Annotated in this window: 8 protein-coding genes; 6 read left to right on the top strand and 2 right to left on the bottom strand. The window is 71.8% G+C overall.

The genetic code is table 11. The annotated features are described in order from the left end of the window. Window positions 1-3 precede the first annotated feature (3 nt). From ACTWPT_RS41490 to ACTWPT_RS41515, 6 genes are read left to right on the top strand one after another with little or no spacing between them, the layout of a single operon-like run. Complete coding sequence (locus ACTWPT_RS41490) at window positions 4-1,557, top strand: ABC transporter substrate-binding protein (RefSeq protein WP_443183021.1); 1,554 nt, start codon at window positions 4-6, stop codon at window positions 1,555-1,557. After that, window positions 1,557-2,525 carry an ABC transporter permease gene (locus tag ACTWPT_RS41495; RefSeq protein ID WP_443183022.1) on the top strand — a complete coding sequence of 323 codons (969 nt, stop codon included), beginning with the start codon at window positions 1,557-1,559 and terminating at the stop codon, window positions 2,523-2,525. The genes ACTWPT_RS41490 and ACTWPT_RS41495 overlap by 1 nt, the downstream gene beginning before the upstream one ends. After that, window positions 2,522-3,352 carry an ABC transporter permease gene (locus ACTWPT_RS41500; protein WP_443183023.1) on the top strand — a complete coding sequence of 277 codons (831 nt, stop codon included), beginning with the start codon at window positions 2,522-2,524 and terminating at the stop codon, window positions 3,350-3,352. Before ACTWPT_RS41495 ends, ACTWPT_RS41500 begins: the two co-directional genes overlap by 4 nt. Next, entirely contained in the window at window positions 3,349-4,578 is a 1,230-nt protein-coding gene (locus ACTWPT_RS41505; protein ID WP_443183024.1) for an anhydro-N-acetylmuramic acid kinase, read from the top strand. Before ACTWPT_RS41500 ends, ACTWPT_RS41505 begins: the two co-directional genes overlap by 4 nt. Next, a complete protein-coding gene (locus ACTWPT_RS41510; protein ID WP_443183025.1) occupies window positions 4,575-5,615 on the top strand; it encodes a serine hydrolase domain-containing protein in 1,041 nt (346 codons plus the stop codon). The genes ACTWPT_RS41505 and ACTWPT_RS41510 overlap by 4 nt, the downstream gene beginning before the upstream one ends. Further along, on the top strand, window positions 5,612-7,213 hold the full coding sequence (locus tag ACTWPT_RS41515; protein WP_443183026.1) for an ABC transporter ATP-binding protein: 1,602 nt from the start codon (window positions 5,612-5,614) through the stop codon (window positions 7,211-7,213). The genes ACTWPT_RS41510 and ACTWPT_RS41515 overlap by 4 nt, the downstream gene beginning before the upstream one ends. Window positions 7,214-7,218: 5 nt before the next feature. Here the strand turns inward: ACTWPT_RS41515 and ACTWPT_RS41520 are convergent, their stop codons facing one another. After that, entirely contained in the window at window positions 7,219-10,962 is a 3,744-nt protein-coding gene (locus ACTWPT_RS41520; protein WP_443183027.1) for a S8 family peptidase, read from the bottom strand. A gap of 185 nt (window positions 10,963-11,147) precedes the next feature. Then, window positions 11,148-12,323: an ROK family transcriptional regulator gene (locus tag ACTWPT_RS41525; RefSeq protein ID WP_443183028.1), complete on the bottom strand. Its 1,176-nt coding sequence runs from the start codon at window positions 12,321-12,323 to the stop codon at window positions 11,148-11,150. Window positions 12,324-12,374 lie beyond the last annotated feature (51 nt).

Genomic DNA, 12,374 nt, shown 5'->3' on the forward strand with positions numbered 1-12,374 from the left:
CACATGTCCCGTGGCGCGTTCTCCGCGGTCGCCCTTACGGCGGCGCTGTCCATCGCCCTCACCAGTTGCTCGTCCTCCTCCGGGCCCGCCACCGGCACCGGCGCCAGCACAGGCACGGGCGCCGCGAAGGGCCTCGTGGTCGGCGTCACCTCCGACCCGGACACGCTCTTTCCCTGGAAGGCCACCCAGTTCCAGGCCGTCAACGTGCTGCAGAGCCTGTACGGGACGCTCACGGAGTTCGACAAGGACCTCAACGTGGTGCCCGGGCTGGCCGAGTCGTGGGAGACGTCGGAGGACGGCAAGACGCTCACGCTCAAGCTCCGGCAGGGCGTCACCTTCGCCGACGGCAGCGCGTTCGACTCCAAGGACGCCAAGCACTCCCTCGACAAGATCATGGACGAGGCCACGGCGGCGGTGGCCATGGCGTCGTTGTCGTCGGTGAAGTCGGTCGAGGCGCCCGATCCGGCCACGGTGGTGCTGAACCTGACCGGGCCCGACGCCGCGCTGCCCGCCAACCTGGCCACGGTCAACATGGCGATGCTGTCCTCCGACGACACCGAGGAGAAGCTCAACGCCACCCCCAACGGCACCGGGCCGTTCACGCTGAGCAAGCGCGTGCCCAGCCAGTCGATCACCCTCGCCAGGAACGACAAGTACTGGGGCAGCGAGAAGCCGAAGGTCCCCACGGTCGAGTTCCGGGTCATCCCTGACGAGTCGTCCATCGTCTCGGCGATGCAGTCGGGCAACGTGCAGCTGGCGGTCTTCAACGACCCGCTGGTCGCGCAGACCGCCGAGGGCGGCGGCACGATCACGGTCGCCAAGACGCCGCAGCTCAGCTACCACGTGCTGCAGCTCAACGCGCGCAAGGGCGACCTGAAGGACGTCAACGTGCGCCTGGCCATGCAGTGCGCGATCGACCGCAAGCAGGTGCTCGACACCGCCGCGCTCGGCGAGGGCGAGGTGACGGGCCCGATCACCGCCCCCTTGTTCAAGTCGGACCCGAACAAGCGCCCCTGCCCCAACCGCGACCTCACCAAGGCCGCCGAATACCTGAGCAAGGCCGGCAAGGCAGGCGGGGTGACCGTCAAGACCATCGTCTCCCAGGGCGAGTACGCGACCTCCGTCAACGAGGCCCAGAACCTCAAGGCCCAGCTCGCCGAGGCCAAGATCAACCTGGAGCTGGAGGTGCTGGAGTCGGGCGCGTTCGTGGACCGCTGGGTGGCCGCCGACTTCGACGCGGCCGTCGCGCTGAACGGCGGCCGCCCCGACCCCGACGGCTCCTACGGCCGCTACTTCACCAGCAAGGGCAACCTCAACAAGGTCGCCGGCTACAGCTCCCCCGAGCTGGACCGGCTGTTCGCCGAGGGCAAGGCCACCACCGACCAGGCCGCCCGCAAGGCGATCTACGACCAGGTCGGCGCCCAGCTGGAGGACAACGCCGCCTGGATCTGGCTGTTCGCCGGTTACACCTACACCGCCACGACCGCGGGGGTGCAGGGCTTCGTGCCGATGGCCAACGGCTCGCTGCAGTACCTGCGCACCACGTCCGCGTCCTGATGCGTCCCCTCGTCCGCAACCCCGTCATCCGGCGCGTGGCGGGCACGCTCGGCACCCTGTTCGGGGTGGCCTTGTTCGTGTTCGTCATGCTCCGGGCGATTCCCGGCGACCAGATCACGGCGGGACTCGGCACCGAGGCCGCGGCACTGACGCCCGCCCAGCGGGCGGCGCTCGAACGTTACTACGGGCTCGACCAGCCGCTGGTCACGCAGTTCTTCTCGTGGCTCGGCAACATGGTCACAGGGAACCTCGGCTACTCGGCGCGTCACCAGCAGAGCGTGCTCGACCTGACGCTGCAGTCGCTGCCGGTGACGTTCGAGCTGGCGGTGCTGTCGATCGTGCTGGCGCTGCTGATCGGCGTGCCGCTCGGCATGCTGTCGGCATCGAAGGCCGGCGCCCCGCGGGACGCCGTGGGGCAGGCGGTGAGTCTGGCGGGTCTGTCGATCCCGGCGTTCCTGCTGGCCACAACGCTGCTGTCGATCTTCGCGGCGTCGTTCGGGTTCAACCCCAACGGGCAGGGCTTCGCGACGTTGCCGGCGGATCCGCTGCTCAACCTGCAGCAGATGGTGCTGCCCGCGCTCGTGCTCGGCTTCGGGATCGCGGCGCCCATCCTGCGTACCACGCGGGCGGCGGTGCTGGAGGTGCGCTCGCACGACTTCGTGCGCACCGCCCGCGCCAAGGGCGTGCCGGAGCGGCTGCTGCAGGTCAGGCACGTGCTCGGCAACGCGCTCGTGCCGATCGTGACGATGACCGGCCTGCAGTTCGGCTACCTGCTCGGTGGTGCGGTCGTGGTCGAGCAGATCTTCTCCGTACCGGGCATCGGCCGGCAGGTGCTGCTGGGCATCCAGCAGAAGGAGTACGCGGTGGTGCAGAGCACGGTGCTGGTGATCGCGCTGGCGTTCGTGCTGGTCAATCTGCTGACCGACGTGCTCTACCGGGTCATCGACCCGCGGGTGAGGGCATCGTGACGGCCTTGCGCAGGAGTCCTGCGGCGCTGGCGGGCTCGATCATCCTCGCGGTGCTGGCCGGCGTGGCGGTGCTGGCCTACTTCGGGCTGCTGCCGTACGACCCGATCGCGCAGGACCCGCCGGCGCGGTTCCGGTCGCCGTCGGGCGCGCACCTGTTCGGCACCGACCAGTTCGGCAGGGACGTCTTCTCGCGGGTGGCGGCCGGGGTGGGCAACTCGGCGCTCATCGCGGTCGTGGCGGTGACGTTCGCGACCGTGATCGGCACGCTGGGCGGGCTCGTGTCGGGTTTCTACCGCGGCTGGGCCGATGGGGCGATCGGCGGGGTGACGAACGTGTTGTTCGCGTTCCCGCCGCTGCTGCTCGCGCTGTCGCTGGCGGCGGTGCTGGACCGCAACTGGTTCACTATCGCGGTGGCGATCGCCATCGTGTACGTGCCCATCTTCATCCGCGTCACCCGCGGCCCCGTGTTGTCGCTCAGGGAGATCGAGTACGTGAAGGCGGCGGTCGCGACCGGCCAGAGCCGCGGGCAGATCATGCTGCGGCATGTGCTGCCGAACATCACCTCGATCATCGTGGTCCAGGTGGCGCTGTCGCTGTCGTGGGCGGTGCTGACGGAGGCGTCGCTGAGCTTCCTGGGCCTGGGCACGCCGCCGCCGGCGCCGTCGCTCGGCTCGATGATCTTCGAGGCGCGCAGCCTGGTGTTCGTGGCCCCGTGGACGTTGATCGCGCCGGGCGCGGTCGTCGTGCTGCTGGTGGTGGGGTTGAATCTGCTGGGCGACGGCCTGCGTGACACGCTGGACCCGCGTAACCGAGGAAGGCGCTCATGAAGGTTCTGGGGATGATCTCCGGCACCTCGCACGACGGGATCGACGTGGCCGTCGTCGATTTCTCGCGTACTGGTGAGGTGCTGGAGGGCCGGGTGGGGCACACCGCGAGCACGCCGTACCCGGACGAGCTGCGGGCCCGGCTGATCGCGGCGCTGCCGCCGGCGCCGGCGACGCTGGCTGAGGTGTGCGTGCTGGACACGCTCATCGGGCAGAGCTTCGCCGCGGCCGCAGCAGAGGCGATCGAGCGGGGCGGTCCCGTCGATCTGATCGTGTCGCATGGGCAGACGGTGTTCCACTGGGTGGAGGGCTCGCAGGCGCGGGGCACGCTGCAGATCGGGCAGCCCGCGTGGATCGCCGAGCGGACCGGCGTTCCCGTGCTGTCGGACGTCCGCATCCGCGACATCACCGCGGGCGGGCACGGGGCTCCGCTGGTGTCGGTGCTGGACGGGCTGCTGCTGGGCGGGAAGGCGGGCGGCGCCGGGGCGCTCAACCTGGGCGGCATCGCGAACATGACCGTCGTGCGCGGGGACGAGCTGTTCGCCTACGACATCGGCCCGGCGAACGCGCTGATCGACGCCGTGGTGACAAGCAGGGGGCTGAGTGCCCGGGGGTTCGACGAGGACGGCGCTATCGCGGCGTCTGGCCGCGCCGACGCCCGGCTACTGGAGGTGCTGCTCGACGAGCCCTACTACCGGCTGCCCGCCCCCAAAAGCACCGGCAAGGAGCTGTTCCACCTGGGATACGTGGAGGCCGCGCTGGCCAGAGCGGGTCTGCGGGCCCGCGGCACCGGCTTGGCGGCGACCGGCGCCGCCGGCGACCGGGATCCGGCGGCGACCGGCACGATCGGCGACGCCGATCTGGTGGCGACGCTCACCGAGCTGACCGTGCGCACCGTCGCCGACGACGTGCGTGCCGCCGGCGTCAGCGCTCTGATCGTCTCGGGCGGCGGATGCCGCAACCCGGTCATCATGCGCGGGCTGCGCGCGGCGCTGCCCGGCGTGGAGGTGACCCCGTCCGACGCGTACGGCGCGCCCGCCGACGACAAGGAGGCCATCGCGTTCGCCCTGATCGGCTGGCTGACCGCGCACGGCCTGCCCGGCACGGTGCCCGGCGGGACGGGCGCGCGGGCCGCCCGCATCCTCGGCACGCTGACGCCGGGCGCGGGCCCGCTCGTCCTGCCCGCCCCGATGGCCGAGCCGCCGCGTTCGCTGGTCCTGACCCGATGAGGCCGGAACAGCCCGCAGGCCTGATCATGGCCGCGCGCACCCCCTGGTTCGACCTGACCGAGTGCTCCGGGCACCGGACCGTGCGCTGGGAGGGCGGCGAGCTCGCGGGCGAGGCGCCCATGACCCTGGGCACCTACCACGACCTGGCCTCGGTCACGAAGATCGTGGGGACCACGACGGCGCTCATCCGCCTGGTGTCGGAGCGGCTGGTGGACCTGGACGCGCCGCTGAGCGCGTACCTGCCGCGGTCGTACGAGGCGATCACCGTGCGGGACCTGCTCCTGCACCGGGGCGGGTTGTGGGAGTGGTGGCCGCTCTACATCCAGCCGCAGCCGCCACCGCCGCGCTACCGGCCGGGCCGCGCGCGGCACTACTCCGACCTCGGCTTCATCCTGCTCGGCAGGATCGTCACGGCGGCGACCGGGTTGCGGCTGGACCGGGCGGTGGCCGAGCTGGTCACCCGGCCGCTCGGGCTCACCCAGACCACGTACGCCCGCCCCACGGGCACCGAGGTCGCCATGAGCGCCCTGGACGACCGGGTCGAGATGACCATGCTCGACACCGGAAGGCCGTACCCGGTCCCGTACCGCAGCTCCGACTTCACGCGCTGGCGGCGCGAGCCCGTGCTCGGCCAGGTGGCCGACGGCAACGCCCACCACGCGTTCGACGGGGTCGCCGGGCACGCCGGGATCTTCTCGACCGTGCCCGACCTGCTCAAATACTGCGCCGCGCTGTCCAGGTACGAGGAACACGACCGGCTGTGGCGGCCCGAGGTCGCCCGGGAGTTCTTCGCCCCGGGGCCGGAGCCCGAGCAGGCGCTCGGCTTCCGCCGCTACCCCCTGGACCTGGCGGGCGAGACGGTCACCGTGCTCGGCCACCCCGGCTACGTGGGCTGCGCGATCGGCTTCGTGCCCGGCCGGGACGTCTCCCTGGTCGTGGCGAGCAACCGCCTGCTCGTCGCGGGCGCCCCGACCCCGGCCGAGGACCTCTGGCACGGCCTGCTGCAGGCCACCACGCAACAATCGAGGACCGCATGACCCCGCTCCTGGAGATCCGCGACCTGTCGGTCGCCTTCCGCACCCGCAAGCAGGACGTCACCGTCGTCAAGAACGTCTCGATGGACATCATGCCGGGCCAGACGGTCGCGGTGGTCGGCGAGTCGGGATCGGGCAAGTCCACCACGGCCGCCGCGGTCAACCGGCTGCTGCCGGACAACGGCCGCATCACCGCGGGCCGGGTCGTGTTCGAGGGGCGCGACCTGGCGAAGGCGAGCGAGCGGGAGATGACCGCGATCCGCGGCGCCGGCATCGGCCTCGTCCCGCAGGACCCCATGTCGAACCTCAACCCGCTGCTGCGCATCGGCGACCAGATCGCCGAAGCACTCGAGGTGCACGGCGTGGCCGCGGGCAAGGCGGCGCGAGCGCAGGTGCTGGAGCTGCTGGACATGGTGGGCATTCCCGACCCGGCCCGGCGGATCGGGCAGTACCCGCACGAGTTCTCCGGCGGCATGCGGCAGCGCGCGCTGATCGCCATGGGGCTTGCCTGCCGGCCGCGGCTGCTCATCGCCGACGAGCCGACCTCGGCTCTGGACGTGACCGTGCAGCGGCGCATCCTCGACCAGCTCGAGCGGCTCACCGCGGAGATGGGCACGGCCGTGTTCCTCATCACGCACGACCTGGCGCTGGCGGCCGAACGGGCCGACCTGGTGGCCGTCATGTACCAGGGCGAGATCGTCGAGACCGGGCCGGCGGCGCGGATCCTGGCCGAGCCGGAGCACGAGTACACCAAGCGGCTGCTGCGGGCCGTGCCGAGCCTGTCATCGGTGCGGGTGGCCCGTCCGGAGACGGCCGCGGAGGACCTGGTGGTGGTCGACGGCCTGCGCAAGGTGTTCCCGATCAGGGGCACGGGCGAGGAGCTGACCGCGGTGGACGCGGTCTCGTTCACGATCCCGAAGGGCCGTACCGTGTCGATCGTGGGCGAGTCGGGCTCCGGCAAGTCGACGACCGCGAACCTGCTGCTCGGGCTGGACGACGCCACCGCGGGCAGCATCCGCATCGACGGCACGGACCTGGCCGGGCTCGGGCGGCGCGAGTTGTTCGCGTTCCGCAGGCGGGTGCAGCCGGTGTTCCAGAACCCGTACGCCTCGCTCGATCCCCGCTACACCGTGGAGAAGTCGATCATCGAGCCACTGCGCGTGCACGGCGTCGGCACGGCGGCAGAACGCCGCAAGAGCGCCGCCGACCTGCTGGAGAAGGTGTCGCTGCCGGCCTCGCTCGGCGAGCGGCTGCCGCACGAGTTGTCCGGCGGCCAGCGCCAGCGCGTGGCCATCGCGCGGGCGCTGGCGCTGTCGCCGGAGCTGGTGGTGCTCGACGAGGCCGTCTCGGCCCTCGACGTGATCGTCCAGGCGCAGATCCTGGAGCTGCTCGCCGAGCTGCAGCGGCAGCTCGGGCTGAGCTACCTGTTCATCAGCCACGACCTGGCCGTGGTACGGATGATCTCCCATGCGGTGCACGTGATGCGCGACGGGCGGATCGTGGAGAGCGGCACGACCGACCAGATCTTCGACCGTCCTGCCGACGACTACACCCGGGAGCTGCTGGCCGCGATCCCGGGCAGGCCACAGGGGGAAGGGTGAAGCGCTCAGTGCACCGCGTAGGCGCGGATCACCTCCTGCGTCAGCGTGTTGCCTGCGACGTCGGTGGCGGTGAGCCGCAGCGAGACGAACCCTGAGGGCGACCGGTCGAGCGTGGTCTCGTAGCTCCGGTCGCCCTTGTCGCGCAGGCGGGCCGGCCGCCAGGTGGCGCCGTCGTCGTACGACACCTCCAGCGACACGCTCTTGACCGCGCTCTGCTCTGCGCCCTCCTGGTGGGAGAGGGTCACGCCCAGCCTGCGGGAGGCGGCCTGGTTCTTCAGGTCCACCGGCGCGTCGAACGTGGCCAGCAGCAGCGGGATCACCGTGGTCTGCGCGGCCCGTTCCGAGCCGAACGTCCAGACGGCCTTGGTGCGGGTGGACATCCTGGCCCACTCGGCCTCGTTGATCAGGTCGTACTCGATCCGGTACGCCGACCGCCCGGCCGGCAGCGTCGCCGTCCCAGACGGCAGGTGGTTCGTCTGCAGTAGCAGCGTGTCGTCCCGGTAGAGCCGGAAGCCGGTCTTCAAGCCACGCTCGTACGGGCTGGTGTAGGCCTCGCCGTAATTGCCGCCCGCGTCCACGAAGCCCTGCATCGAGATCCGCAGCCGGTCGCCCTCCCTGCGCAGCGGGTTGCGCGGGTTGACGCCGGGCAGCAGTGGCTGCTTGAACACCGTGCGGCTCACCCGCTCCCCCGCCTGGTAGGGGCGGAAGTCGGGCGAGGACACCGCGATGCGCGGCGTGTCCGGGTGCGGCCACATGTTGTTGTAGGACCGCTCCGGGCTGATCGCCGACGAGCTCCACCGCACCTCGGGGTCCGGGGTGACGTAGTCGACCCGGGTACGCGGCACCTTGGCCATGGGGTGGTTGGTGGAGATCGACAGGGTGTCCCACGGCTCGAAGGCGAACCTGGCCTCGTTCACGGTCACGTCGCCGGCGAGCTGGCTGTGGTAGCCGGTCTCGATCCTGGCCAGTGAGCGGGCGCGGACCACGTACGAGAGCGCGTCGCGGACCTGGCCCTTCTCGCGCAGGACCAGGTCGTACACGTACGGGCTGGCCGCGACGCCCTTCGCCAGGACCGGCACCGGGAGCCGGTCGATCAGGCCCCTTCCTTCCTCGTGCGTGAGCCGGACGGTCGGGACGGCGAGCTTGACCTTGTTGCCGCCGGTGGTGACGTCGGCGCCGGGCCGGTCGCTGTAGACCGCCACCATCGCCGCCCCGGCCGCCGCGGCCGCGTTGGCCTGGGCGGAGACCGGCACCCCGTCGGTGCGCCGGATGACGGCCAGCTTGCCCCTCAGATCACGGGCTTGGATCTCCTCGGCGGTGCCTCGGCCGGCGTCCACGGCCATGAGCAGCCGGGTGCCGTCCAGGCGCGGGTATTCGGTGGAGAAGTCGCTGAACTGGACCGGGTCCACGTACTGCGGCTCCAGACGAAGTCCTGGCGCGGTGAGGGCGATTTCCGGAGCTTTCAGTCGCCAGCGGGTGGCGACGGTGAAGACGCCCTTGGTGACCTTCCTGGTGGGCTGGAGGAAGAGCCGCTCCTCGATGTGCGCGCCGGGCGAGATCGTGGTGCCGCCGCGCAGGGCGGTGCCCTGCTCACCGGAGCGGTACCACATGAGGGCGGCGGCCGCGCCGGTGTTCCGCTTGGTCTTGTGGTCGGGTGTCTCGATCTCGACCTCGACGGCCTTGCGGGCATCCAGCACGACCTCGGTGTTCTCGGTGATCTCCATTTCCGGGTCGCCGAGGAGGCTCTCGTTGAGCGGCTTGCCGGCGGCGGTGCTGTCCTGGGTGGCCGGCATGGTGAAGACGTGGCCGAGCACGGAGTAGGTGCCGGGCTTGACCAGCAGGCAGGTGCCGGTGCCGTACTTCTGATCGGTGCACGGCTGCGCCGGGTTCCCGGGGAGCACGCGGCCGATCAGGGTGCCCTCGTCGAGGTTGAGCACGGTGAAGCCGCCACGTGCGATGCGGCCGTCCCTGGCGATGCCGCGTACCCGCAGCTCGACGCGCCGGTCCTCGACGACTCCCGTCAGCAGGGTGCGTACGGGCCGGCCGCCCGCGACGGCGGCCGTCAGCTCCTGGCGCAGCCGGCCCGGCTCGGCGGCCGTGACCGTGACCGTGGCCTCGGCGGTCCCCGACGGGGGGACGGTCAGCTTCGCGGGCTCGACCGTGAACGCCGCGCCGCTGGTCAGGTCCAGCTCGGCAGGCGCCTGGCCGAGGTTGCGGTAGGTCACGGTGATGCTCTTGCGCTCGCCTGTGCCGAGCCGGCCGAAGTGGGCCGAGCCGAGCGAGGCCACGACGGAGCCCTTGAGCGCGGCGGCCACGTCGATGCGGCCCGCGCCCTGCGCGTCGACCGGGGTGTCCCTGCTCGGTGCGGCGGTGGCCATGAGCAGGGATTTCAGCTCGCCGCCTGTGATGCCGGGACGGGCTTGGCGCAGCAGTGCGGCGGCGCCCGCGACATGCGGAGCGGCCATCGAGGTGCCGGACATCGCGACGTGACCGCCGCCGGGCTCAGCCGCGGTGATGTCCACGCCTGGCGCGGTCACGTCCGGCTTGACGGCCTGGTCGGCGGCGATGGGGCCGCGGTTGGAGAAGCCGGCGAGCCGGTCCTCCCGGTCCACCGCGCCGACCGTCAGCGCCTCGGGGGAGTCGCCGGGGGTGCCCACGCACTGGTCGCAACCGTCGTTGCCGGCCGCCACGACGAACAGCGTGCCGTGCGTCTTCGTCAGCTGTGAGAGCGCGTCGGTGAGCGGGCCGCCCGCCTCGCGGGCGCCGAGGCTCAGGTTGACGATCTGGGCGTGCTGCTCGCCGGCCGCCCATTCCATGCCGTCGATGATCCAGGACGACAGGCCGTGCCCGGTGGAGTCCAGCACGCGGCCGCTGACCAGTCTGGCCCCGGGCGCGACGCCCTTGGCGCCCGCGACCGTGGCGGCCACGTGGGTGCCGTGGCCGTGGGGGTCGTCCGTGACGTTCGCGCCGGCGAAGTCGCGCCGGTCGGCGACCCGGCCGGCGAGGTCGGGGTGTTGTGCGTCCACGCCGGTGTCGAGCACGGCCACGGTCGTGCCCGCGCCGTCGTAGCCGGCGGCCCGCGCCGCGGGAGCGCCGATCTGCGGGACGCTGTATTCCAGCACCGGCTTGACCTTGCGGTCGAGCCAGATCTTCGACACGCCCGCCAGCGGTCCCGCGGCTCGGGCGCGGGCCAGTTTCGTCAACTCGGCACCCAGCCTGGGGGCGTCGGCCGCCGCCACCGTGACGCCCGCGCCGTCGATGCTCTCCAGCGTCCGGACCTGCTTCACGGCCGGGATCGCGGCCTTGGGCGTGGGCCCCGCGTAGTCCAGGATCAGCGGGAGGTCGGCGCCGTAGCCCTGCCCGGCCAGCTCCGTCACGTCGAACAGCGCGCTGTCCAGCCGCTCCGGCACCAGGGCGGCGACGTCGTCGGGGATGACGCTCACCGCGCCGTCCACTTCCTGCACCTGGAACGTCGGCACGGAGCCGTCGGCCCGCGGCGCGGGGGTGACCGTCACCGTGCTGTGCTCGCCGTCCACCGCCCGCACCCGCACCCGGTCACCGGTGATCAGCGTGATCTCATCGCCTGCCGCGCCGGGCGCCGAAAGCGACGCGGCAGACGCGTGCGCGCCGAGCACCGAGAGCGGCGCGGCAGACGCGTACGCGCCAGGCACCGGGAGCGGCGCGGCGGCCATGGCCAGGACGCCCGCCACCACGGTGCTCCGCCGCCATCGCCCTGTCCCACGCGGCATGACGACCTCCAGAGAATCGGTAAGCATGAATACCGAATTCCTAGTCATCCTGAACAGTGCTTGTCCATGAGGTCGCTGTGGCCAGATCCCGACTTGTCGTAAACCCGCCAGCAAGGTCGAGCACCCAGTCGTCCGGCGGTGCTGGTCGGACGGCCGGCGGCGGCGTGACCTGAAACGACGCCCGCTCAGCCGCCGAGCAGGGTGCTCCCCAGCCTGGGCGCGTACGTGGCGTGGAAGACCAGCGAGGCCGCGCCGATCGCAGCGGCGTCCGCCGCGATCGGCGAGGTCTCCACGCGCACGGTGTGCAGCCGCCGGGCCAGCGCCCGGCTCGCCACGGCCGCCGCGATCACCTCCCGGTAGATCTCCCCCACCTCCCTGAGCGCGGGCCCGCCGAGCACGAGCAGATCGATGTCCAGCATGTTCACCACGCTCACCGCGGCATCGGCCAGCCGCTGCGCGACCCGCTCGATCACCAGCCGCGCCGCGGACTCCCCCCGGGCGGCCGCCGCGCAGATGGCGGCATGGGTGTCCCGGCCGCCCATGGCCGCCTCGATCGCGCTCGGGCAGCACACCGCCTCCACGCATCCCCGGTTGCCGCAGTAGCATTCTGGCCCGTCCGGCTCGACCGTGATGTGCCCGAACTCGGCGGCGTTCATCGACCGCCCCCGATACACCTGGTTGTCCAGAAAGATCCCGCCGCCGATGCCGGTCCCCAGATACAGGTAGGCGAAGCTGGGCGTCGTCCGCGCGATCCCCGCCCACCGCTCCCCGATCGCCGCGGCGGTCGCGTCGTTGTCCACGGTCACCGGGAACCGCGTGTGCTCGCGCAGCAGTTGCTTGATCGGCGCCTGCTCCCATCCCGGCAGCCGCGGCGGCGACACCATCACGCCGTCCCCGTCCAGCGGCCCTGGACAGGCCAGTCCCACTCCCAGCACCTTCCCGTCGGGCACCTCCGCTTCCCGCAGGATCCGCCGCGCGGCCCTGGCCATCTGCCGGATCACCGCCTCCGGTCGGAGCCCCGTCCGCACGGCCAGGCGCGAGCGCGCCACCGGGCGTCCCGCCAGGTCGGCCAGCACGCACGAGATCTCCTTCGGGTCGAAGTGCACGCCGACCGCGTACCCGGCACCCGGATCGACGCGGAGGATCGTCCTCGGCTTGCCACCGCTCGACGGCGCCGAGCCGTCCTCGACGACCAGACCCTCCTCCAGCAACCTGCGCACGATCACGGAGACGGTCTGCGCGGTGAGCCGGGTGCGGGCGGCGATCTGCACCCGGCTGATGCCGTCGGAGGCCTGGATGGCCTCCAGCACCACGGCCCGGTTGTAGCTGCCGATCTTGGGCAGGTTCGTGCCCAGCTGCATGTCAACATGTCAGCACAAAGTATTGACTAAGTAAATCAAAAAGATTTACGT

This window comes from Nonomuraea sp. 3N208 (assembly GCF_052245935.1).
Classification (GTDB): Bacteria; Actinomycetota; Actinomycetes; order Streptosporangiales; family Streptosporangiaceae; genus Nonomuraea.